This window comes from Streptomyces sp. NPDC057438 (assembly GCF_042802995.1).
Classification (GTDB): Bacteria; Actinomycetota; Actinomycetes; order Streptomycetales; family Streptomycetaceae; genus Streptomyces.
The window spans coordinates 13,046-39,931 of sequence record NZ_JBHVDD010000053.1; the positions used below are offsets into that span (position 1 = coordinate 13,046).

2 protein-coding genes are annotated in these 26,886 nt (G+C 75.9%); both read left to right on the forward strand.

Features of this window, described 5'->3' with window-relative positions; translation table 11 throughout:
• The first annotated feature begins 3 nt into the window (after positions 1–3).
• Positions 4–15,018 carry a type I polyketide synthase gene (locus ACFU5F_RS25860; RefSeq protein WP_383891714.1) on the forward strand — a complete coding sequence of 5,005 codons (15,015 nt, stop codon included), beginning with the start codon at positions 4–6 and terminating at the stop codon, positions 15,016–15,018.
• 81 nt (positions 15,019–15,099) lie between these two features.
• Positions 15,100–26,853 (forward strand): SDR family NAD(P)-dependent oxidoreductase, encoded by an 11,754-nt coding sequence (locus tag ACFU5F_RS25865; protein ID WP_383891717.1) that lies wholly within the window; start codon positions 15,100–15,102, stop codon positions 26,851–26,853.
• Positions 26,854–26,886: the final 33 nt, after the last annotated feature.

Consider the following 26,886-nt stretch of genomic DNA (forward strand, 5'->3'; position numbering starts at 1 on the left):
AACATGCCGGACGAACAGAAGCTTCTTGAGTACCTCAGGCGGGCGACCGCGGACCTCGGGCAGGCGCGTCAGCGGCTGCGCGAGGAGGAGGACGCCAGGCACGAGCCCATCGCGATCGTCTCGATGAGCTGCCGCTACCCCGGTGGCGCCGACGACCCCGAGCAGCTGTGGGACCTGGTGTCCTCCGGCACCGACGCCATCTCCGAATGGCCGGCCGACCGGGGCTGGGACACGGCCGCCCTCTACGACCCGGACCCCGACCGGCCGGGCACCTCCTACACCCGGCACGGCGGATTCCTGCACCGGGCGGGGGAGTTCGACGCCGCGTTCTTCGGCATGTCGCCGCGCGAGGCCCTCGCCACCGACCCGCAGCAGCGGCTGCTCCTGGAGACCTCCTGGGAGACGCTGGAACGTGCGGGCCTCGACCCGGCGGCCCTGAAGGGCTCCGCGACCGGCGTCTTCGTCGGCGCCATGACCAACGACTACGGAGACGGCTCCCGCGACCGGTCCGACGTCCAGGGCCTGCTCCACACCGGCACCGCCGGCAGCGTGATCTCCGGCCGGATCTCCTACACCCTGGGCCTGGAGGGCCCGGCGGTGACGGTCGACACCGCGTGCTCGTCCTCGCTGGTCGCCCTGCATCTCGCGATACGCGCGCTGCGCTCCGGCGAGTGCTCCCTCGCCCTCGCGTGCGGTGTCACCGTCATGCCGCACCCCGACCCCTACGTCGCGTTCAGCCGCCAGCGCGCCCTGGCCCCCGACGGCCGCTGCAAGGCCTTCGCGGCCGGCGCCGACGGCACCTCGTGGTCCGAGGGCGCGGGTGTGCTGCTGCTGGAGCGCTTGTCGGACGCGCGGCGGCACGGTCGGCGGGTGCTGGCGGTGGTGCGGGGCAGCGCGGTGAACCAGGACGGCGCGAGCAACGGTCTGACGGCGCCGAACGGCCCGTCGCAGCAGCGGGTGATCCGGGCCGCGCTGGCGGACGCCCGGCTGCTGCCCGGTGACGTGGACGCGGTGGAGGCGCACGGCACGGGCACCCGCCTCGGTGACCCGATCGAGGCGCAGGCGCTGCTCGCGACGTACGGCCAGGACCGTGAAGAACCGTTGTGGCTGGGGTCGTTGAAGTCCAACATCGGGCACACCTCGGCGGCCGCCGGGGTGGGTGGCGTGATCAAGATGGTGCAGGCGATGCGGCACGGGGTGCTGCCCCGGACGCTGCACGTGGACGCGCCCTCCCCGCAGGTCGACTGGTCCTCCGGCGCGGTTCGGCTGCTGACCGAGGAGCGTTCCTGGCCCACCGGCCCCGATCGCCCCCGCCGCGCCGCCGTGTCCGGGTTCGGTGTGAGCGGCACCAACGCCCACGTGATCCTGGAGGAGGCGCCCCCGGCGGAGGACTCCGCCCCCGCCGGGACCACCGAGCCCGACGAGACCGCCGGGACCATCGAACCCGGCGACACCACCCGGGCCACGGAGTCCGGTGACCCGACGCCACTGCCCCTGGTGCCCTGGGTGCTCTCCGCCCGCAGCGAGGAGGCGCTGACCGAGCGGGCACGGCAGTTGCTCCCCCTCGCCGACCTGCTCGACGCGGACCCCGGCCTCCGACCCGGCGCGGTCGCACGGGCCCTCGCCACCGGCCGGTCGGCGTTCGAGCACCGTGCCGTGGTGGTCGCCGGAGACCCGGACGGATTCCGTGCGGGACTCACCGGCCTGGTGACCGGCGGCGAGGCCGCGGGGGTGGTCCGCGGTGTCGCGGGACCCGCGGGCCGCACCGTGTTCGTCTTCCCCGGCCAGGGCTCCCAGTGGACCGGCATGGCACTCGGCCTGCTCGACTCCTCGCCGGTGTTCGCCGCCCGCATGGCCGCCTGCGAACGCGCCCTCGCCCCCCACGTGGACTGGTCGCTCGCCGCCGTCCTGCGCGGCGACGCCGGCGCCCCGCCGCTGGACCGCGTCGACGTGGTCCAGCCCGCGCTGTGGGCCGTGATGGTCTCCCTGGCCGCGCTGTGGCGCTCGGCCGGTGTGGAACCGGACGCCGTGCTCGGCCACTCCCAGGGCGAGATCGCCGCCGCGGTGGTGGCCGGAGCCCTGTCCCTGGAGGACGGCGCCAAGGTCGTCGCCCTGCGCAGCCAGGCCCTGACCGCCCTCGCCGGACGGGGCGGCATGGCCTCCGTGCCGCTGCCGCCCGAGGACCTGACCGACCGTCTCCGGCAGTGGGACGGCAGGCTCTTCGTGGCCGCCGCCAACGGGCCGGCCGCCACGGTGCTGTCGGGCGACACCGAGGCGATCGACGGCGTGGTGGCCGAGCTCCAGGCCGAGGACGTACGGGCCCGCCGCATCCCCGTCGACTACGCCTCCCACTCCGCGCACGTCGAGGAGATCCGCGAACGGCTCCTGGAGTGCCTCGCGGACATCGAGCCGACGGGCGGCCGGGTGCCGTTCTTCTCCACCGTGGACCTGAGCTGGCAGGACTCCGGCGCGCTGGACGCCGAGTACTGGTACCGCAACCTGCGGCAGACCGTGCGGTTCGAGGAGGCCACTCGCACCCTGCTCGCCCAGGGCTTCCGCTTCTTCGTCGAGTCCAGCGCCCACCCCGTGCTCACCGTGGGCATCAGCCAGACCGCCGAGACCGAGGAGTCCGACGCCGTCGCCGTCGGCACCCTCCGCCGCGACCAGGGCGGCCTGGACCGGTTCCTGCTCTCCCTCGCCGAGGCCCACACCGGCGGACTCGCGCCGGACTGGGACACCCTGCTCACCGGGCACCCGAGCGACACCGTCGACCTGCCCACGTACCCCTTCCAGCGGCGCAGGTACTGGCTCGAACGGCCCCCGGTCGGCGCCGAGGGCACCGTCGGCGCCACCGACCCGGCGGACGCCGCCTTCTGGGAGAGCGTCGGCGGACAGGACCTCCCGGCGCTCACCACGACGCTCGGCGTCCGCCCCGAGGACCCGCTCACCGTCGTCCTGCCCGCCCTGGCCGACTGGCGCAGACGACGCGACGAACGCGCGACCGTCGACTCCTGGCGCTACCGCGTCGACTGGCGGCCCCTCGCCGACGCCCCGGCCGGCCGCGCCGCCGCCCCGACCGGCACCTGGCTCGTCGCCGTCACCGACGCCACGGACGGCGACCCGGCACAGGAAGCCGTCCTCCGGGCGCTCCGCGAGGCCGGAGCCGACCCGCTGCCGGTCGTCCTGAGCGAGTCCGACACCGGCCGGGCCACCCTGACCGCCCGCCTGTCCGAGGCGGCGGCCCGGTCCGGCCCGGTCCACGGCGTGCTCTCCCTCGTCGCCCTCGACGAGCGCCACCACCCGGACCACCCCCACCTTCCCCTCGGCACCGCGCTCACCCTGACCCTCGTGCAGGCCCTGGGCGACAGCGGCGTCACCGCCCCGCTCTGGTGCGCCACCCGGGGCGCGGTCACGGTGGGCCGCGACGACGCGGTGACCAGCCCCGGCCAGCACCTCGTCTGGGGCCTCGGCCGGTGCGCCGCGCTGGAGCACCCGCAGCGCTGGGGCGGCCTGGTCGACCTGCCCGGCACGCTCGACGAGCGGGCCGCCGCCCGGCTGTGCGGCATCCTCGCCGGTCCGGACGGCGAGGACCAGGTCGCCGTACGCCCCGCCGGCGCGTACGGCAGGCGGCTGGCCCACGCCCGGCCCGCCGACCCCGCCCCCGCCGACGCCTGGCGGCCCCGCGGCACCGTCCTCGTCACCGGCGGCACCGGCGGAGTCGGTGCGCACCTGGCGCGCTGGCTGGCCGAGGGCGGCGCCGAGCACCTCGTCCTGGTCGGCCGCCGGGGTGCCGACACCCCCGGCGCGGCCGACCTGGCCGCCGAGCTGACCGGGCTCGGCACCCGTGTCACCCTCGCCGCCTGCGACGTCGCCGACCGGGACCGGCTCGCCGAGCTGGTCGCCGGGCTCGAACAGGACGGCTCCCGGATCAGGACCGTCATCCACGCCGCCGGCACCGGCCTGCTCGTGCCGCTGACCGACACCGACCCGGACGAGTTCGCCGACATCCTCTACGCCAAGGTCGCCGGCGCCGCCAACCTCGACGCCGTCTTCGACCGGGACGACCTGGACTCCTTCGTCCTGTTCTCCTCCATCTCCGGTGTCTGGGGCAGCGCCGACCACGGCGCCTACGCCGCCGCCAACGCCTACCTCGACGCACTCGCCGACCTGCGCAGGGCCCGGGGCCGCACCGCCACCTCCGTGGTGTGGGGCATCTGGGACCCCGAGGGCGGCGCCGGCATGGCCGCCAACCTCGTCGAGGAGCAGCTGCGCAGCCGGGGCATCCCCTTCATGGCCCCCCAGGTCGCGCTGACCGGGCTCCAGCGGGTCCTGACCGACGACGAGACCGTGGTTCTCGTCACCGCCGTGGACTGGGAGCGCTTCGCGCCCGTGTTCACCTCGGCCCGGCCCAGCCCGCTCATCGGCGACCTGCCCGAGGTCCGTCGCACGCTCGCCGAGGAGACCGCGCCCGGCCAGGACGGCGACGACACCGCCTCCTCGCTGCGCGACCGGATCGCGGCGCTGCCCCCCGCCGACCGCGACCGCCTGCTCACCGACCTCGTACGCACGCACGCGGCCGCCGTGCTCGGCCACGGCTCCGCCGACGCCATCGCCCCCGAACGCGCCTTCCGTGAACTGGGCTTCGACTCGCTGACCGCCGTGGAGATGCGCAACCGGCTCAACGCGGCCACCGGTCTGCGGCTCCCGCTCACCGTCCTCTTCGACTACGCCTCGGCCGACGCGCTCGCCCGGCATCTGCGCGGGGAACTCCTCGGCCCCGACACCGCCGCCCCGGCCGGACCGGCCGTGCCCGCGCACGTGCCCACCGACGCCGACGACCCGATCGCCATCGTCGGCATGAGCTGCCGCTACCCCGGCGACGTCCGCACCCCGGAGGACCTCTGGCGGCTCGTCGCCGAGGGCCGGGACGTCATCTCCGCACTGCCCGCCGACCGCGGCTGGGACCTGGACGGCCTCTACGACACCGACCCCGACCGGCCCGGCACGACCTACAGCTCCGAAGGCGGATTCCTCTACGACGCCGGGCAGTTCGACCCCGCCTTCTTCGGGATCTCGCCGCGCGAGGCGCTGGCCATGGACCCGCAGCAGCGGCTCCTCCTGGAGACCTCCTGGGAGGCCCTGGAGCGGGCCGGCATCGACCCCGCCTCCCTGCGCGGCGACCAGGTCGGCGTGTTCGCCGGCGCCGCCTACCAGGGCTACGGCGGCCTGGGCGACGTACCCGAGGAGGTGGAGGGACACCTCATCGCCGGTATCTCCACCAGCATCCTGTCCGGCCGGATCGCCTACACCCTCGGCCTCGAAGGACCCGCGGTCACCGTCGACACGGCCTGCTCGTCCTCCCTGGTCGCCGTGCACCTGGCGGCCCAGGCCCTGCGCTCCGGCGAGTGCTCCCTGGCGCTCGCGGGCGGTGTGACCGTCATGGGCACGCCGCTGTCCTTCACCGGCTTCAGCAGACAGCGCGGTCTCGCCGCGGACGGCCGCTGCAAGTCCTTCGGCGCCGGCGCCGACGGCTTCGGCATGGCCGAGGGCGTCGGACTGCTGCTCCTGGAGCGGCTGTCGGACGCCCGCCGTAACGGCCACCGTGTGCTCGCCCTCGTACGGGGCTCGGCGGTCAACCAGGACGGGGCCAGCAACGGACTGACCGCCCCCAGCGGCCTGGCGCAGCAGCGGGTCATCCGCAGCGCGCTGGCCGGCGCGGGCGTGCCCGCGGCCGAGGTCGACGTCGTCGAGGCGCACGGTACGGGCACCCGGCTCGGCGACCCGATCGAGGCGCAGGCGCTGCTTGCGACCTACGGCCAGGACCGCCCCGCGGACCGGCCGCTGCTGCTCGGCTCGCTGAAGTCCAACATCGGGCACAGCCAGGCCGCCGCGGGCGTCGCCGGGATCATCAAGATGGTCCAGGCGATGCGTCACGAAGTGCTGCCCCGCACCCTGCACGCCGCGGAGCCCACGCCAGGCGTCGACTGGTCGGCGGGTGCCGTCGCGCTCCTGACGGAGCCCCGGCCGTGGTCCCGCAACGGCCACCCGCGCCGCGCCGGCGTCTCCTCCTTCGGACTCAGCGGCACCAACGCCCATGTGATCATCGAGGAGCCGTACGGCGAGGAGCCCGGGGCGGCGCCCGAGGAGGACGCACCCGCGACCGCCGTGCCGTGGCTGCTCTCCGGCCGGACCCCGGAGGCGCTGCGCGAGCAGGCCGCGCGGCTGCACGCCCATCTGACGGACCGTCCGGAACTGCGGCCCCGCGACGTCGGCCACACCCTGGCCACCGCCCGGTCCGCCTTCGAACACCGTGCCGTCGTCGTCGGCGCCGACCACGCCACCCTGCTCACCGGCCTGGCCGCCCTCGCCGCAGGGGAGAACGACCCCGCCGTGGTCCGGGGCACCGCGGCCACCCCGGGCCGTACCGTCTTCGTCTTCCCCGGTCAGGGGTCGCAGTGGGCGGGGATGGCGGTGGGTCTGCTGGACTCGTCCCCGGTCTTCGCGGACCGGGTGGCGCAGTGCGAGCGGGCGCTGTCGCCGTACGTGGACTGGTCGTTGACCGCTGTGCTGCGCGGCGGGCCCGACAGCCCGCCGCTCGACCGGGTCGACGTGGTCCAGCCGGTGTTGTTCTCGGTCATGGTGTCGCTGGCCGCGCTCTGGCGCTCGTACGGTGTCGAGCCGTCGGCGGTGGTCGGGCACAGCCAGGGGGAGATCGCCGCCGCCGTGGTGGCCGGAGCACTGTCCCTGGAGGACGGGGCCAGGATCGTCGCCCTGCGCAGCCGGATCCTGACCACGCTCGTCGACCGGGGCGCGATGCTCTTCGTCGCCCTCCCCGGCGACCAGGTGCGCGAGCGGATGGCGCCCTGGGGCGACCGGCTGTCCGTCGCCGCCGTCAACGGGCCCGCCGCCGTGACCGTCTCCGGAGACCCGGAGGCCCTGGAGGAGTTCGGCGACCGGCTGTCCGAGGACGGCGTCATGCGGTGGATGATCCCGGGCGTCACCTTCGCCGGGCACTCCCCTCAGGTGGACGGGGTGCGCCGGGAACTGCTGGCCGCGCTCGCCGGGGTGACACCGCGCCGGACCGACATCGCCTTCTACTCCACCGTCACCGGGGGCGCCCTCGACACCACGGCCCTGGACACCGAGTACTGGTACCGCAACCTTCGCGAGCCCGTGGAGTTCCACCGTGCGGTCGCCGCGCTCATCGACGCAGGGCACGACACCTTCGTCGAGGTCAGCCCACACCCGGTGCTGGCGGTGTGGCTGGAGAGGAGTCTGGAGGCGGCGGACGTCGCCGGGCTCGTCACGGGCACGCTGCACACCGACGACGGCGGCCCCGGCCGGTTCCTGACCGCGCTCGCCGGGCCGCACGTCCACGGCGTCCCGGTGGACTGGCGGGCCGTGTTCGCGGGCACCGACGCCCGCCCCGTCGACCTGCCCACCTACGCCTTCCAGCGCCGGCGGTACTGGCTGGAGCCGACGGCGGCGCCCGCTGCCGGGGAAGGCGCTGCCCAGCCCGCCGACACGGCCTTCTGGGACGCCGTCGAACGGCACGACCTGCCCGCCGTCGCCGCCGCGCTGAACCTGCCGGACGAGGACACGACCGCCCGTGCCTCCCTCGACGGGGTGCTCCCCGCACTCGCCGACTGGCAGCGCGGCCGCCGCGGCCGCACCACCATCGACGGCTGGCGCTACCGCGTCACCTTCAAGCCCCTGCACCTCCCCTCCGGCACCCCCGCCCTCAGCGGCACCTGGTGGGTCGTCGTACCGGCCGGCGCCGCCGCCCACCCCGTGGTCGACGGAGCGCTGCGCGCCCTGGAACGGCACGGCGCCACCGCCGTACCCGTCGAGATCGGCACCACCGGCACCGAGAGCCGGAGCGGCCTGGCCGCCCGGCTGGGCGCCTCGACCGCCCCGGACGGCGGAGTGCTCTCGCTGCTCGCCCTCGCCGAACAGCCGTACGCCGAGGGGACCGCTCTGCCGACCGGGCTCGCCCTCACCACCCTCCTCCTCCAGGCGCTCGGCGACGCCGGCATCAACGCCCCCCTGTGGTCCGCGACCTGCGGCGCGGTGTCCGTCGGACGCTCCGACGCCCTCACCGCACCCGCCCAGGCGACCCTGTGGGGACTCGGCGCCGTCGCGGGCGTGGAGTACCCGGAACGCTGGGCCGGAATGCTCGACCTGCCCTCCGACCTGGACGAACGCGCCGGCGGACGGCTGGCCGCCGTACTGGCGGGTCTCGACGGAGAGGACCAGATCGCGATCCGGCCCTCGGGCGTCTACGGCCGCAGGCTCGTCCGGGCCCTGCCGGCCGAGGAGACGACGGCCGACGCCTTCGATCCCGACGGCACGGTACTGATCACCGGCGGCACCGGAGCCCTCGGCGCCCATGTCGCCCGCCGGCTCGCCCGCTCCGGCGCCCGGCACCTGCTGCTCACCGGCCGCCGCGGCCCCGACACACCCGGGGCGGCGGAACTGGTCGCCGAACTCGCCGGTCTCGGCGCCGAGACGACGGTCGCCGCCTGTGACGCCGCCGACCGGGACGCGCTCGCCGCCCTGCTCGCGGACATCCCCGAGGACCGCCCCCTGCGCACCGTCGTGCACGCCGCCGGTCTGCTGGACGACGGTGTCCTCGACACCCTCACCCCCGAGCGGGCCGCCGGGGTCCTGCGCCCCAAGATGGACGCCGCCCTCAACCTGGACGCCCTCACCCGCGACCTGGACCTGACCGCGTTCGTCCTGTTCTCCTCGCTCGCCGGCACCCTCGGCGGCACCGGACAGGGCAGCTACGCCGCGGCCAACGCGTTCCTGGACGCCCTCGCCGAGCAGCGGCGCTCGCTCGGCCTGCCGGCCACCTCCGTGGCCTGGGGCCTGTGGGCGGGCGACAGCGCCGCCGACTCGGCCCGGGAACGGCTGGTGCGCAACGGGCTGCCGCCGATGGACCCGGAGCTGGCGGTCACCGCCCTGGAACAGGCCATGGGCCGGGCCGAGCCCAGGCTCGTGCTCTGCGACTTCGCCTGGGACCGTTTCGCGCCGGCGTACACCGCTCTGCGGCCCAGCGCGGCCCTGCGGGAACTGTCCGACGCGCGCGAGGTCCTGGCCGCCGACGGTGCCGACCGGCAGGGCACGGGGGCGGACTCCCTCGCCGCCCGCCTCGCGGCCCTGCCCGCACAGGAGCGGCAGGAGGAACTGACCCGCCTGGTCGCCACCGAGGTCGCCGCCGTCCTCGGCCACCCCGATCCCGCCGCCATCGACCCCGACCGGGTCTTCAAGGACCTCGGCTTCGACTCCCTCACCGCGGTCGACCTGCGCAACCGGCTCTCCGAGGCCACCGGACTGCGCCTGTCGGTCACCCTGGTCTTCGACCACCCCACCGTCACCGCCCTGGTGGACCACGTACGGTCCGAACTCGGCGGTACGGCACCGGTACCGGCCTCCGCACCCGCGCAGGCGGCGGTGGCCGCGGTGGCCGACGACGACGCCATCGCCGTCGTCGCGATGAGCTGCCGCTACCCCGGCGGCGTCACGACCCCGGAGGACCTGTGGCGGCTGGTGACGTCGGGCTCCGACGCCATCACCGGGTTTCCCACCGGCCGGGGCTGGGACCTCGACGAGCTGTACGACCCCGACCCGGAGAAGCTCGGCCGGACCTACGCCCGCGAAGGCGGCTTCCTGCACGACGCGGACCACTTCGACCCGGCGTTCTTCGGGATCTCCCCACGTGAGGCGCTGGCGATCGACCCGCAGCAGCGGCTGCTCCTGGAGATCTCCTGGGAGGCGTTCGAACGGGCCGGTATCGACCCGTCGTCGCTGAAGGGCAGCCGGGCCGGCGTCTTCGTGGGCTCCAGCTACCGCGACTACGGCTCGCGTGTCCAGCAGCCCACCGAGGAGACCGAGGGGTACCTCGGCATCGGCAGCGCGGGCAGCGTCGCCTCCGGCCGGATCGCGTACACCTTCGGCCTCGAAGGACCGGCGGTCACCGTCGACACGGCCTGCTCGTCCTCGCTGGTCGCCGTGCACCTCGCGGCCCAGGCGCTGCGCGGCGGCGAGTGCTCGCTCGCCCTCGCCGGCGGTGTCACCGTGATGTCCACCCCCGGCGCGTTCATCGAGTTCAGCAGGCAGCGGGGGCTCGCCGCCGACGGCCGCTGCAAGCCCTTCGCCGCCGCGGCCGACGGCACCGCCTGGGCCGAGGGCGCCGGCATGGTCGTCCTGGAACGGCTCTCCGACGCCCGGCGCAACGGCCACCCGGTGCTCGCCCTGGTGCGGGGCTCGGCGGTCAACCAGGACGGCGCCAGCAACGGCCTCACCGCCCCCAACGGCCCCTCCCAGCAGCGCGTCATCCGCCAGGCCCTCGCCTCCGCCGGGCTCGACGGCGCAGATGTCGACGCGGTGGAGGCGCACGGTACGGGCACCCGGCTCGGTGACCCGATCGAGGCGCAGGCGCTGCTCGCGACCTACGGCCAGGACCGCCCCGCGGACCGGCCGCTGCTGCTCGGCTCGCTGAAGTCCAACATCGGGCACGCCCAGGCCGCCGCCGGCATCGCGGGCCTGCAGAAGATGGTGCTGGCCATGCGGCACGGAGTCCTGCCGCGCACCCTCCACGTCGACGCGCCGACCCCGTTCGTCGACTGGTCGGCGGGCGCCGTGTCGCTGCTCACCGAGGACACCCCCTGGCCCGACCGGGGGCGGCCGCGCCGGGCCGCGATCTCCTCCTTCGGCGTCAGCGGCACCAACGCGCACACGATCCTGGAACACGTACCGGACGCGCACGGACCCGACGGGGCGCCGGAAAGCGCCGACGCGCGGCCCGCCGGGGAGGAGACCGCGACCGGGGGCGACGGAGACGGCACCGTGGTGCCGTGGCTGCTGTCGGCGCGCAGCCGGGTCGCCCTGCGGGCCCAGGCACAGCGGCTGCTGGAGCACACCGACGCCCGTCCCGCCCTGCGTCCGGCCGACATCGCGTTCACGCTGGCCACGGGCCGCAGCGCCTTCGAGCACCGGGGCGCCGTCGTGGGCGACACCCGCGAGGCACTGATCGCCGGCCTCAAGGCGCTCGCCACCGCCGGCAGCGCGCCCGGCCTCACCCAGGGCACGGCCGTGGCGGGCAGGACCGCGTTCCTCTTCGCCGGGCAGGGCAGCCAGCGTGCCGGAGCGGGCGCCGAACTGTACGCCCGCCACCCGGTCTTCGCGGACGCCTTCGACGCGATCTGCGCCGAACTGGACCCGCTGCTCGACCGGCCGCTGCGCGAGGTCGCCTTCGCCCCCGCCGGGTCGCACGAGGCGGCCCTGCTGGACCGCACGGAGTACACACAGCCGGCGCTGTTCGCGGTCGAGGTCGCCCTCTTCCGCCTGCTCGAACACTGGGGCGTGGTGCCGGACCTGCTGTTCGGGCACTCCGTCGGCGAGCTGGCGGCCGCGCATGTGGCCGGGGTGCTGTCGGCGCCCGACGCCGCCGCGCTGGTCGCGGCCCGCGGCCGGCTGATGCAGGCCCTGCCCGAGGGCGGCGCCATGGTCGCGCTGACCGCCTCCGAGGAGGACGCCGCCGGGCTGCTCGCCCCCTACGAGGGCCGCGCCGCGGTGGCCGCCGTCAACGGTCCTGCCTCCGTCGTCGTATCCGGCGACGAGGACGCCGTCCTGGACATCGCCGAGCAGTGGCGCGAACGCGGCGGCAAGGCCCGGCGGCTCACCGTCAGCCACGCGTTCCACTCGCCGCACATGGACGGCATGCTCGACGAGTTCCGGCGGGTCGCCGAACGCCTGGACCTCCGGGCGCCGCTCATTCCCCTGGTCTCCGACGTCACCGGTGAACTGGCCACCCCCGAGCAGCTGACGTCGCCCGAGTACTGGGTGCGGCACGTCCGTGAGGCGGTGCGCTTCCACGACGGCATGCTGCGGCTCGCCGCCGAGGGCGCCGTCACCTACCTCGAACTCGGCCCCGACGGCTCGCTGACCGCCATGGGACGCGACTGCCTCGCCGAGGACCCGGCGGACCCCGCGGACCCGTCGGCCGCGGGCGCCCTGGTGCCGCTGCTGCGCAAGGACCGGCCGGAGTCCCGTGCCGTGACCGGCGCACTCGCCCACCTCCACGTCCGGGGCACGGCGGTGGACTGGCCGACCGTGCTGGACGCAGGGGCCCCCGGCGGGCCCGGCAAGGTCGACCTGCCCACCTACGCCTTCCAGCGCGAGCGCTACTGGCTGGAGGCCACCGCACCGGCCGGCGGCATGGCCGCCGCCGGGCTCCTCCCGGCCGACCACCCGCTGCTGGGTGCGGCCGTCCCGCTCGCCGACACCGACGGGGTCCTGTTCACCAGCAGGCTGTCGGTACGCACTCACCCGTGGCTCGCCGACCACGGTGTCTACGGCACCGCCCTCCTCCCGGCCACCGCCCTGCTCGAACTGGCGGTACGGGCGGGTGACCAGGTCGGCTGCGAGCAGGTCGAGGAACTCACCCTGGAGGCCCCGCTGGTGATCCCCGCGCGGGGCGCGGTGGTCCTCCAGCTCTCCGTCGGCGCGCCGGACGCCTCCGGCGCCCGGCCGGTCAGCGTCCACACCCGGGCCGAGGACACCTCGTCCGCGGACCTGCCCTGGACCTGCCATGCCCGGGGGCTGCTGGTTCCCGCCACCGAGGAGGCGGCACCGGGCGCCCCCGTGGCGTGGCCGCCGGCCGGTGCGCAGCCGGTGGAACTGGACGGACTGTACGAGCGGTTCGCCGAGGGTGGTTTCGGATACGGGCCCGCGTTCCAGGGGCTGCGCGAGGTGTGGCGGCTCGGGGACGAGGTGTACGCGGAGGCGAGCCTGCCGTCCGAACAGCAGGCCGAGGCCGCGCGGTTCGGGCTGCATCCCGCGCTCCTCGACAGCGCTCTGCACGCGCTGATCTTCGGCGTCCTCGAAGGCACCGAACAGGGGTGGCTGCCGTTCTCCTGGAACGGCATCCGCCTGCACGCCTCCGGCGCCCGCGCCCTGCGCATCCGGCTGACCCCCGCGGGCAACAACGCGGTCTCCGTCCGGGCCACCGACACGGCCGGGCAACCGGTCGCCTCCATCCGGTCCCTGGTGCTCCGCCCGGTCTCCCCGGACCAGGTGCGCGCCGCCCGGACCGCACACCACGACGACCTCTACCGCCTCGAATGGCCCACGCTGCCCCAGCCCGCCACGTCCGGCACCGACATCTGGGCCGTCATCGGCGCCGAGGCGCCCGACTGGGCGGCTCACGGCATCACCCGCTCCGCCACCGACCTCCAGGCGCTCTCCCGGGAGATCGCCGAGGGAGCCGCCCGGCCCACGGCCGTCCTCGCCCACGTCCCCGCCGCCCCGGCGGGACAGGGCGCGGCCGACGCCGTACGGCACGTCACCGGCCGGACCCTCAGCCTCGTACGGGACTGGCTGGCCGACGACACGTTCGCCGAATCCAAGCTGGTGCTCGTCACCCGGGGCGGCGTCCCTACAGGCGCCGACGGCGACGCGCCGGACCTGACCCACGCCGCGGTATGGGGACTGGCACGATCCGCGCAGACCGAGAACCCCGGCCGCTTCGTCCTCGCCGACCTCGACGGGACGGAGGCATCCAGGGACGCTCTGGCCGCAGCCGTCGCCTCCGGGGAACCGCAACTGGCGCTGCGGGAGGGCCGTACGCACATCGCCCGGCTGGCCCGCGTACCCGCCGCCGAACAGGCGGAGACGCCCGACTGGGGACGCCCCGGCACGGTCCTGATCACCGGCGGCACCGGCGCCATCGGCTCCGTGCTCGCCCACCACCTGGTCGCCGAACACGGGGTGAAGCGCCTGCTGCTCACCAGCCGCCGGGGCCCCGCCGCCGAGGGTGCCGCCGACCTGGTCGTCGGCCTCGCCGCACTCGGCGCCCACGCGGAGGTCGTGGCCTGTGACGCCGCCGACCGGGACGCGCTGGCCCGGCTGCTCGGCTCGCTGCCCGAGGCCCACCCGCTGACCGCCGTCGTGCACGCGGCGGGAACCATCGCCGACGGGGTCGTGGACGCGATGACGCCGGCCCGGCTGGACACCGCCCTGCGGCCCAAGGTCGACGCGGCCTGGAACCTCCACGAGCTGACCGAGGGCATGGACCTGTCCGCGTTCGTGGTGTTCTCCTCCATCGCCGGGATCTTCGGCGGCATGGGCCAGGGCAACTACGCGGCGGCCAACGCCTTCCTGGACGCGCTGGCCCACCACCGCCGGGCGCACGGACTGCCCGCCGCCTCGCTCGCCTGGGGCCTGTGGGCGAACAAGGGCGGCATGAGCGGAGGTCTCGACGAGGCCGACTTCCGGCGCATCGCCCGCGGCGGCATCGTCGCCTTCTCCCCGGCCGAGGGCGCCGCCCTGTTCGACTCGGCCAACGCCACCGGCGAACCCGTCGTCCTGCCGCTGCGACTGGACACCGGGGCCCTGGCCACCCGGACCGGCGGCGTCCCGGCGCTGCTGCGCGGACTCGTACGCCCGTCCCGGCGGAGCGCGGCGGCCGGCGAGGCGGCCCCGGACGCGGCCGACACCCTGCGCCGCACCCTTTCCGGCCAGCCCGAGCAGCGGCGCGAACGGACCCTGCTCGACCTGGTGCGTGGGCATGCCGCCACCGTGCTCGGCTTCCCCGGCCCCGCCTCGGTGGACGCCGAACGCGGCCTGCTGGAACTGGGCTTCGATTCGCTGACCGCGGTCGAACTGCGCAACCGGCTCGGCGCCGCCACCGGCCTCAGGCTGCCCGCCACCCTGCTGTTCGACCACCCCACCTCGGCGGCCATCGCCCGCCAACTGTCCGTCGAACTCGCCCCCGACAGCGCCGCCACCGACCTCGCGGCCGACACCGCGGGCCTGGCCGAACTCGGCCTGCTGGAAGGCGCCCTCGACAACGGCACGGCCGGGCCGGAGCTGCTCGGCCGGCTCGAAGAACTGATCAGCAGGCTGCGCCCGGGAACCGGTGGCGCGGCGCAGGACCGCCTGGAGGAGCGGATGGACACGGCCAGCGACGACGAACTCTTCGAGTTCATCGACAACGAACTCGGCATGTCGTGACCCCCCTGCCCCCATCCGCGCGACGGCGGCTCCCCACGCCCGGCCCCTCCCGCACGAAGGCCCCGAAGGTGACGGTGCACAGTGACTGACGGCACGCTCAACGACGACAAGCTCCGCGACTACCTCAAGCGGGTCGCGGCCGACCTGCACCGCACCCGGCGCCGGCTGCAGGAGGTGGAGGCCCGGCAGCAGGAACCCGTGGCCATCGTCGGCATGGGCTGCCGTTACCCGGGCGGTGTCGTGTCCCCCGAGGAGCTGTGGCAGCTCGTCGCCTCCGGTACCGACGCCGTCGCCGGCTTCCCCGCGGACCGCGGCTGGGACCTCGGCGCCCTGCACGACCCCGCCCGGGAACGCCCCGGCACGACCTACGCCGCCGAAGGCGGATTCCTCACCGACGCCGCCGACTTCGACCCCGGCTTCTTCGGCATCTCGCCCCGCGAGGCACTCGCCATGGACCCGCAGCAGCGGCTGCTGCTGGAGACCACCTGGGAGGCCTTCGAACGGGCGGGCCTCGACCCGGGCGGGCTGCGCGGCAGCGACACCGGGGTCTTCGTCGGCGTGATGTACCAGGACTACGGGCTACGGCTGCGCCAGGTCCCGGACGACATCCAGGGGTACATCGGCAACGGCAACTCCGACAGCGTCGCCTCCGGCCGCCTCTCCTACACCTTCGGCCTGGAGGGCCCGGCGGTGACGGTGGACACGGCCTGCTCGTCCTCCCTCGTCGCCCTGCACCTGGCCGCCCAGGCCCTGCGCCGGCAGGAGTGCGGGCTGGCGCTGGCCGGCGGCGCCATGATCATGTCGACACCGGTGCCGTTCGTCGAGATGAGCCGGCAGGGCGGGCTCGCCGCCGACGGCCGCTGCAAGTCCTTCGCCGCCGGGGCCGACGGCACCGGCTGGGGCGAGGGCGTCGGCATGCTCCTGCTGGAGCGGCTGTCCGACGCCCGCCGCAACGGTCACCCCGTGCTCGCCCTGGTCCGCGGCACCGCCGTCAACCAGGACGGCGCGAGCAGCCGTCTGACCGCCCCCAACGGGCCCGCCCAGCAGCGGGTCATCCGACGGGCGCTCGCCGACGCCGGGCTCACCCCCGCCGACGTCGACGTGGTCGAGGCGCACGGCACCGGTACGCCACTCGGTGACCCCATCGAGGCACAGGCCCTGCTGGCGACGTACGGGCAGGACCGGCCCGCCGACCGGCCCCTGCTGCTCGGCTCGCTGAAGTCCAACATGGGCCACACCCAGGCCGCGGCGGGCGTCGGCGGTGTCATCAAGATGGTGATGGCGATGAGCCGGGGCGTCGTGCCGCCCACCCTGCACGTCGAGCGGCCCACCCCCACGGTCGACTGGTCCTCGGGCGCGGTGGAACTGGTCACCGAGGCGGTGCCCTGGCCGGAGACCGGCGCACCGCGCCGGGCGTCCGTGTCGTCCTTCGGGATCAGCGGCACCAATGGGCACGTCGTCCTCGAACAGGCCGGACCCGAGCCCGAGCCCGGGTCCGCCCCGGCCGCGGGAGCGGAGCCCGACCGGGACGTCCAGGAGGAGCCCCGCACCACCGATGAGCCCAGCCTCCCGACCGCCCTCCCCTGGCCCGTCTCCGGCCGCAGCCGCGAGGCCCTGCGCGCCCAGGCCCGCCGCCTCGCCGCCCACCTCGACACGCACCCCGGACAACGGCCCCTCGACATCGGCCACGCCCTGGCCACCACCCGGGCCGCCCTCGAACACCGTGCCGTCGTGGTCGCCGCCGACGAGGAGGGGTTCCTGCGCGGCCTGCGGGCCCTGGCCGAGGACATCCCCGAGCCCGGACTGGTCCGCGGGACCGGCACCCCCGGAGCCGACACCGCGTTCGTCTTCCCCGGCCAGGGCTCGCAGTGGACCGGCATGGCAGCCGAACTCCTCGACACCGCCCCCGTCTTCGCGGAGCGGATCGCCGACTGCGCACGCGCCCTGGCCCCCCACACCGACTGGTCCCTGACCGACGTACTGCGCGACGCCCCCGGCACCCCGCCGCTGGACCGTGTCGACGTGGTCCAGCCCGCGCTGTGGGCCGTGATGGTGTCGCTGGCCGCGCTGTGGCGGTCGTACGGCGTCGAGCCGTCCGCCGTCGCCGGGCACAGCCAGGGCGAGATCGCCGCCGCCGTGGTCGCCGGCGCGCTGTCCCTGGAGGACGGCGCCAAGGTCGTCGCGCTGCGCAGCAAGGCGATCGTCGCGCTCGCCGGGGCCGGCGGCATGGCGTCCGTGCCGCTGCCGGTCGACGAGGTCCGCGCCCTGCTGAGCGACGGGGACGGCCGACTGTCCGTCGCGGCCGTCAACGGGCCCGCCTCCGTGGTCGTCTCCGGCGACCGGTCGGCGCTGGACGACCTGATCGACCGGCTCACCGCCCGCGACCTCAGAGTCCGGCGGATCCCCGTCGACTACGCCTCGCACAGCGCCCACGTCGAGCGCATCCACGACGAACTGCTCCGGCTGCTGGCCGACATCAGCCCCCGCCCCGCCGACATCCCCTTCTACTCGACCGTCACCGCCGAACCGCTCGACACCGCCGGCCTCGACGCCGGCTACTGGTACCGGAACCTGCGCCGGACCGTCGAGTTCGAACAGACCACCCGCGCCCTGCTGGCCGCCGGCCACCACGTCCTCGTCGAGATCAGCCCCCACCCGGTGCTCACCGTCCCGATGGAGGAGACCGCCCGGGCGGCCGGGGCCGACGAGGCCGTGGTCACCGGCACGCTGCGCCGCGACGACGGCGGCCGGGCCAGGTTCCTCGCCGCCGTCGGCGAGCTGTACGTCCACGGCGTACGCGTCGACTGGCGTGCCGCCTACGCCGGACGGCGCATCGGCCGGGCCGACCTGCCGACGTACGCGTTCCAGCGCCGGCGGTACTGGCTGGAGGACTCCGCCGCGCCTCAGGGCGACATGGCCTCGGCGGGGCTCGCCGCCGCCGACCACCCGCTGCTCGGCGCGGTCGTCGCCCTCGCCGACGGGGACGGACTGCTCCTCACCGGCCGTCTCGCCACCCGCACCCACCCCTGGCTCGCCGACCACGCTGTCCGTGAGGCCGCCCTGCTGCCCGGCACCGCCTTCCTGGAGCTGGCGGTACGGGCGGGTGACCAGGTCGGCTGCGGCCAGGTCGAGGAACTCACCCTGGAGGCCCCGCTCGTCCTGCCCCCGCAGGGCGGCGTCGCCGTACAACTCGCCGTCGGCGCACCGGACCGGGACGGGCGCCGCCCGCTGAGCCTGCACGCCCGCCCGGAGGGCACCGACGACGTGCCGTGGACGTGCCACGCCCGGGGGCTGCTGGTTCCCGTCGCCGAGGAGGCGGGGCCGGGGGAGGCTGCGGCCTGGCCTCCGGCGGGCGCGGAGCCGGTGGAACTGGACGGGCTGTACGAGCGGTTCGCGCAGGGCGGCTTCGCGTACGGGCCGGCGTTCCAGGGGCTGCGGGCGGCATGGCGGCTGGGCGAGGAGGTGTTCGCGGAGGCGAGCCTGCCGTCGGAGCTGCAGGCCGAGGCCGCGCGGTTCGGGCTGCATCCCGCGCTCCTCGACAGCGCCCTGCACGCGACCGGCCTCGGCGAGGCCGCCGAGGGCCGGATGCCGTTCGTCTGGACCGGGGCCGTCCTCCACGCGCAGGGCGCGACCGGTCTGCGGATGCGGATCACCCCCGCCGGTCCCGACACGGTGACACTGCGCGCCCTCGACCAGACCGGCCGGCCCGTCCTGACCGTCGCGGGCCTGGCCCTGCGGCCGGTCGGCGCCGGGAGCTTCACGGCCCCGGCCGCCGGACGCCACCACGACTCCCTCTTCCGCCTCGACTGGACGCCCGCCCGCCCGGTGCCCGGCCCCACGTCGGCCTCCTGGGCGGTCCTGGGCCCCTCCGAGGACACCCGGGGAGTCGCCCACCACGCGGACCTCGCCGCGCTCCGGGACGCCGACGGGCCACTGCCGGAGTTCGTGCTCGCCGACCTCGGCGCGGCCCCGGACGACCCGGCCGACGGGCTCGCCGACAGCACCCGCACCGCCGTGCACGACGCCCTCGCCCTCGTCCAGGACTGGCTCGCCGACGACCGGTTCACCGGGACACGGCTCGTCCTCGTCACCCGGGGCGCGATCGCCGCCCGGCCCGGCGAGGACATACCGAACCTGCCGCACAGCGCGGTGTGGGGGCTGGTGCGCTCCGCGCAGACCGAGCACCCGGACCGCCTCCACCTCGTCGACCTCGACCCGGACGCCGATCTGCCGGCCGCCCTCGCCGCCGTGCTCACCGCCACCGGCGAGACGCAGTGCGCGGTGCGCGGCTCAGAGGTCCTCGTACCCAGGCTGGCCGGGATCCCCGTACAGGACGACGACGCGGCCCCGCCCCTGGACCCCGACGGCACCGTCCTGATCACCGGCGGCACCGGTCTGCTCGGCGCCCGCGTCGCCCGTCACCTCGTCACCGGACACGGCGTACGGCACCTGCTCCTGACCAGCCGCAGCGGCCCGGACGCCCCCGGTGCGGACGAACTGCGCGACGAACTGTCCGCGCTCGGCGCGCAGGTGAGCGTCGTCGCCTGTGACGCGGCCGACGCGGAGCAACTCGCCGCGGTCCTGGCCGGCGTACGGCACCCGTTGACGGCCGTCGTGCACGCCGCCGGAGTGCTCGACGACGGCGTGGTCTCCTCGCTCACCCCCGAGCGGGTCGACGCCGTCCTGCGGCCCAAGACCGACGCGGCACTCCACCTGCACCGGCTCACCGCCGGCATGGACCTCGCGGCCTTCGTCCTCTTCTCCTCCGCCGCCGGTACCTTCGGCGGCCCCGGACAGGGCAACTACGCCGCCGCCAACGCCTTCCTGGACGCCTTGGCCCACCACCGCCGGGCCCAGGGCCTGGCCGGGCGGTCCGTCGCCTGGACGCTGTGGGAGCGGCGCAGCGCCATGACCGGGCACCTCGGCGACGACGAGGTACGCCGTATCGCCCGCTCGGGCCTGCCGCCCCTGACCGACGCGCAGGGCCTCGCTCTTCTCGACTCCGCGCTCACCGTCGACGAACCGCTGCTGGTGGCCCTCCGGCTGGACACGGCCGCGCTGCGCGCCCGCGCCGAGAGCGAACCCGTACCCCGTCTGCTGCACGGCGTGGTCCGGCTGCCCGCCCGCCGTCAGGCCGCCCCGGCCTCCGCCACCGACGGTGACCGCAGCCCCCTGGTCGAGCGGCTCGCCGCCCTGGACGCCCCCGGCCGCCGCCGCGAACTCCTCGATCTGGTCCGGGGTCAGGTAGCCGCCGTGCTCGGCCATCCGTCGCCCGAGGCCGTCGAGGCGGGCCGCGCCTTCCGGGACCTCGGCTTCGACTCGCTGGCCGCCGTCGACCTCCGCAACCGCCTCGGCACCGCCACCGGACTGCGGCTGCCCGCCACCCTCGTCTTCGACCACCCGACCCCCGAGGTCCTCGCGGCCCACCTCGGCGGCGAACTGCTCGGCGCGGACCCGGGCCGTGTGACGACCGCCGTCCCGGCCGCCGCCGGCAGGGGCGCGGCGACCGACGAGGACCCGATCGCCGTCGTCGCCATGGGCTGCCGCTACCCCGGCGGCGTCCGCTCGCCCGAGGACCTGTGGAACCTGGTCTCCTCCGGCACCGACGGCATCGCCGCCTTCCCGGCCGACCGCGGCTGGGACCTGGACGCGCTCCACGACCCCGACACCGAACGCCACGGCACCTCGTACGCGCGGGAGGGCGGCTTCCTCTACGACGCGGGGGAGTTCGACGCGGGCTTCTTCGGCATCTCCCCGCGTGAGGCCCTCGCCATGGACCCGCAGCAGCGGCTCCTCCTGGAGACCTCCTGGGAGACGCTGGAGCGCGCGGGCCTCGACCCGGCGGCCCTGAAGGGCACCGCGACCGGCGTCTTCGTCGGCGTCATGCACCAGGACTACGCCGCCCGGCTCCTGCCCCACATCCCCGAGGAGGTCGAGGGCTTCCTCGGCGCCGGCAACTCGGGCAGTGTCGTCTCCGGCCGCGTCGCCTACGTCCTGGGCCTGGAGGGCCCGGCGGTGACCGTCGACACCGCGTGCTCGTCCTCGCTGGTCGCCCTGCATCTCGCGACGCGGGCGCTGCGCTCCGGTGAATGCTCCCTCGCCCTCGCCGGCGGTGTCACCGTCATGTCCAGCCCCGAACTGTTCGTCGAGTTCAGCCGCCAGCGCGGCCTGGCCTCCGACGGCCGCTCCAAACCCTTCGCCGCGGCCGCCGACGGCGTCGGTTTCGGCGAGGGCGTGGGCATGGTGCTGCTGGAGCGTTTGTCCGACGCCCGCCGCAACGGCCACCGGGTGCTGGCCCTCGTGCGGGGCAGCGCGGTCAACCAGGACGGCGCCAGCAACGGACTCACCGCGCCCAACGGTCCCTCGCAGCAGCGCGTGATCCGCGCGGCGCTCGCCGACGCCCGGCTCTCGCCCGGTGACGTGGACGCCGTCGAGGCGCACGGCACCGGGACCCGGCTCGGGGACCCGATCGAGGCGCAAGCGGTGCTGGCCACCTACGGCCAGGACCGTGAACAGCCTTTGTGGCTCGGGTCGTTGAAGTCCAACATCGGGCACACCTCGGCCGCCGCCGGCGTGGGCGGTGTCATCAAGATGGTCGAGGCGATGCGGCACGGGGTGCTGCCCAGGACGCTGCACGTGGACGCGCCGACCCCACAGGTCGACTGGTCCGCCGGCGCGGTGGAACTGCTGACCGAGGAACGTTCCTGGCCCGCCGGACCCGGCCGGCCCCGCCGCGCCGGAGTCTCCTCCTTCGGCATGAGCGGCACCAACGCCCACCTGGTCCTGGAGCACGTCGACGAGGACGTCACGGAGCCCGCGCCCCCCGAGGGACCCGTCGTCCCCTGGGTCCTCTCCGGCCACACCTCCGAAGCACTGCGCGCCCAGGCCGAACGGCTCGCCCGCCACGCCGACGCCCACCCCGGGCAGGGCGCCGCCGCCATCGGTCTGGCCCTCGCCACCACCCGCACCCGGCACGACCACCGGGCCGTCCTCGTCGGCGACCGCGAGCAACTGACCGCCGGACTGCGGGCCCTGGCGGCCGACGCCCCCCTGGCCACCGTGGCCCGGGGCACCGCGACCGCCGTCGGGCGCACCGTGTTCGTCTTCCCCGGCCAGGGCGCCCAGTGGACCGGCATGGCACTCGACCTGCTCGACTCCTCACCGGTCTTCGCCGCCCGCATGGCCGCCTGCGAACGCGCCCTCGCCCCCCACGTCGACTGGTCGCTGACCGGGGTCCTCGCCTCCGCCACGGACCTGGAGCGGGTGGACGTGGTCCAGCCCGCGCTCTGGGCCGTCATGGTGTCGCTGGCCGAGACCTGGCGTTCGTACGGTGTCGAGCCGGACGCCGTGCTCGGCCACAGCCAGGGCGAGATCGCGGCGGCGGTCGTCGCCGGGGCGCTCACCCTGGAGGACGGCGCCAAGGTCGTCGCCCTGCGCAGCAGGCTGCTGCGCGCCGTCGCCGGGCACGGCGGCATGGCCTCGGTGGCGCTGCCCGCCGACCGTACCCGCGAACTGCTCGCCGGCTGGGGCGAGAGGATCTCGGTCGCCGCCGTGAACGGCCCGCGCTCCACCGTGGTCGCGGGCGAGACCGTGGCCCTGGCCGAACTCCTCGCCTCCTGCGAGAAGGACGGCGTACGCGCCCGGCGCATCGAGGTCGACTACGCGTCCCACTCCGCCGAGATGGACCCCCTCCGGGCCGAACTGCTCGACGCCCTCGCCGACATCACCCCCTCCGCGGCAGGCACCCGCATGTTCTCCACCCTGGAGGCCGACTGGATCGAGGGGCCCGAACTCACCGCCGACTACTGGTTCCGCAACCTGCGGGGCACGGTCGAGTTCGAGCCCGCCGTACGGGCCCTGACCGGCGCCGGACACACCACCTTCGTCGAGTCGAGCCCGCACCCCGTGCTCGCCCCGGCCGTCCAGGAGGTGCTGGAGGACAGCGCCGTCACGGGTGTGGTCGTCGGCTCGCTGCGCCGCGACGACGGAGGCCGGGACCGGCTGCTGCTGTCGCTGGGCGAGGCCCATGTCCAGGGCGTACCCGTCGACTGGCCCGCGGCCCTCGGCCGCACGAGCGGGCCGGTGGACCTGCCGACCTACGCCTTCCAGCGCACCCGCTACTGGCTCGACGCCCCCGTCCGCACCGGTGACGTCGCCGCCGCCGGACTCGGCGCCACGGACCACCCGCTGCTGGGGGCCGCCGTGGACCTGGCCGATTCGGGGGAGCAACTGCTCACCGGGCGGCTGTCGACCCGGACCCACCCGTGGCTCGCCGACCACGTCGTCTCCGGGACGAACCTGCTGCCCGGCACCGCCTTCCTGGAACTCGCCCTGCGGGCCGCCGACGAGGCCGGCAGCGCCCTCGTCGACGAACTCACCCTCCAGGCTCCACTGATCCTCCCCGAGCGGGACGCCGTCCACATCCAGCTGCGCGTCGGGCCGCCCGACGACAGCGGCAGGCGCCCCCTCGGCCTGTACTCCCGCCCCGAGACCGACCCCGGCGCGGACTGGACCGCGCACGCCACCGGCAGCCTCGCCCCCGGCGACCGCGCCGACGGCCCGCCCGCGCCCGCCGCCTGGCCCCCGGCCGGTACCGAGCCGGTCGACCTGGACGGCGTCTACGACCGCTTCGCCGAGGCCGGCTACCGCTACGGCCCCGCCTTCCAGGGGCTGCGCGCCGCCTGGCGCGACGGCACCGACGTGTATGCCGAGGTCGCGCTCGAACGGCAGTCGGACAGCGGCGGCTACCTTCTCCACCCGGCCCTGCTGGACGGCGCCCTGCAGGCGTCCGCCCTCCTCGGCGACCGGCCCGGCCCCGCCCGGCTGCCCTTCTCCTGGAACGGCGTCACCGCCCACGCCGCCGGCGCGTCCGCACTGCGCGTCCGGATCGGTCCGGCCGGGCCCGACGCGGTGAGCCTGGACGCCTGGGACCCGACCGGGCAGCCGGTGCTGTCCGCCGAGTCCCTGGTGCTGCGCCCGCTGTCCCCGGACCTTCTCGCGGCGGCCGTGACGGGCCGGGACGGCCTGTACCGCCTGGACTGGACCCCGGCCCCCGGCGGCGCCGACACCACCGCCCCGCTCACCGGCTGGGTGCACCACGACGACACCGGCTCCGGCGCGCAGCCCACGGCGGTCGTCTGGACCTGCCCCACCGCCACCGGCCCCGACGAGGCCGCCCGCGTCCGGGACACCGCGACCGCCGCCCTCGCCGTGGTCCAGCGGTGGCCGTCCGACCCCCGCTCCGGCGACGCCCCCCTCGTGGTCGTCACCCGGCACGCGGTCGCGACCGGGCCCGGCGGACACCCCGCCGACCCGGCGCAGGCCGCCGCCCTGGGTCTGGTCCGGGCCGCCCAGACCGAACACCCGGACCGTTTCGTCCTGCTGGACCTGGACGACACCGCCGAGTCGGCGGACGCCCTGCCCCGCCTGCTCGGCCTCGCCCTCGCCACACGGGAACCGCAGCTCGCCGCCCGCGCGGGGAACCCGCTCGTACCCCGGCTGGCCCGGGCGGGGCGGCCCGGCACGCTGACACCGCCGGCCGGCGAAGCTGCCTGGCGGCTGGACACCACCGGTGCGGGCAGCCTCGACGGCCTCGCGCTCGTCCGGTCCCCGGAGGCGGACGCCCCCCTGGCCCCCGGCGAGGTCCGGGTGTCCGTCCGCGCCGCCGGCCTGAACTTCCGGGACATCGCGGTCTGCCTCGGCCTCGCCCCCGACCAGCGGATCCTCGGCAGCGAAGGGGCGGGCACCGTCCTGGAGACCGGCCCCGGAGTGAACGACCTCGCCCCCGGCGATCGTGTGTTCGGGGTCTTCGGCGGCGCCTTCGGCCCCGTCGCGGTCGCCGACCGGCGCACCCTCGCCCCGATCCCGCCCGGCTGGTCCTACGCCCGCGCCGCCACCGTGCCCATCGCCTTCCTCACCGCCCACCACGGCCTGTTCGACCTCGGCGGCCTGAAAGCGGGGGAGACGGTCGTGGTGCACTCCGCGGCCGGCGGTGTCGGCATGGCCGCCGTCCAGCTCGCCCGGCATGCCGGGGCCGAGGTGTACGGCACCGCGAGCCCCGGCAAGTGGGACGTCCTGCGCGGCCTCGGCCTCGACGACACCCACATCGCCTCCTCCCGCACCCTCGACTTCGCCGACCGGATCCTCGACGCGACCGGCGGACGCGGCGCCGACGTCGTACTGGACTGCCTGGCACGGGAGTTCGTGGACGCCTCCCTGCGGCTGCTGCCGCGCGGCGGGCGCTTCCTGGAGATGGGCAAGACCGACATCCGCGACGCCGACACCGTGGCCGCCGCCCACCCCGGGGTCCGCTACCGGGCGTACGACCTGGCGGAGGCGGGCCCGGAGCGGATCGCGCAGACGCTCGACCTGATCCTCGACCTGTTCCGGCAGGGCGCCCTCACCCCGCTGCCGCTCACCTGCTGGGACGTACGACGGGCCCCCGAGGCGTTCCGGTACGTCGGCCAGGCCCGGCACACCGGCAAGAACGTGCTGCTGCCGCCCACCGCCCTCGACCCCGACGGCACCGCCCTCGTCACCGGTGGCACCGGCACCCTCGGGCGCCTGGTGGCCCGTCACCTCGTCGCCGAACACGGAGTACGGCACCTGCTGCTGACCAGCCGCAGCGGCCCCGACGCCGCCGGTGCGGCCGGACTGTGCGACGAACTGGTCGCGCTCGGCGCCGAGGTGAGCGTCGTCGCCTGCGACACCGCCGACCGCGACCGGCTCGCCGAGGTCCTGGCCGGCGTGACCCGCCCGCTCACGGCCGTCGTGCACGCCGCCGGACTCCTCGACGACGCCGTGGTCTCCTCCCTCACCGCCGAGCAGGTGGAGCGCGTACTGCGTCCGAAGACGGACGCGGCGGTGAACCTGCACGAGCTGACCCGGGACCACGACCTCGCCGCCTTCGTCCTGTTCTCCTCCGCCGCGGCCCTGCTCGGCGGTGGCGGACAGGCCAACTACGCGGCCGCCAACGCCGCCCTGGACGCCCTCGCCGAACGCCGCCGCGCCGAGGGCCTGCCGGGCCTCTCCATCGGCTGGGGCATGTGGGAGGAACGCAGCGGCATGACGGGCCATCTCGGCGAGGTGGACCTGCGGCGCATGAGCCGCAGCGGGGTCACCCCCCTGACCTCCGCGGAAGGGCTGGCCCTCTTCGACGCGGCCCTCCGCTCCGAGGACGCCTATCTGCTGGCCGCACGACTGGACACCGCCGCGCTGCGCGCCGGCAGTGGGCAGGACGTACCCGCGCTGCTCCGCGGCCTGGTCCGGGCGCCGCGCCGGCGGGCCGCCGCGGCGAACGGCGACGGCGGCGGCCGGGCCGCGGGCCTCGCCGAACGGCTCGCCGGGCTGTCCGAGGCGGACGCCCACGCCGCGCTGCTGGACCTGGTGCGCGGCCACGCGGCGGCCGTCCTCGGCCACCCCTCGCCCGAACTGGTCCAGCCCACCCGGGCGTTCAAGGAACTCGGCTTCGACTCCCTCACCGGCGTCGAGCTGCGCAACCGGCTGTCGTCCGCCACCGGCGTCCGGCTGCCGGCGGGCATGGTCTTCGACCACCCCACCCCCGACGTACTGGCCCGCCACCTCGCGGCCACCACCGGCCGGCCGGGCCCGGCCAAGGCGTCCGCGCCCCTCGTGGAGCTGGACCGGTTCGCGGAACTGGTCGCCGGCCTCGCGCCGGACGCCCCCGACCGCGACCGGCTCTGCCAGCGGCTGCGCGAGGTGCTGGCCCGCCTCGAAGCCACCGAACCCGCCGGCCAGGTCACCGCGGACCACATCGAGTCCGCCTCGCACGACGAGATCTTCGACCTCATCGACAACCAGCTGGGCATCTCGTGACGCCCCGGATCCACGTACAGCCGTTTCCAGGAG

Coding starts and splice junctions, on each gene's coding strand:
- ACFU5F_RS25860 (WP_383891714.1), top strand. CDS start 4: ATGCCGGACGAACAGAAGCTTCTTGAGTACCTCAGGCGGGCGACCGCG.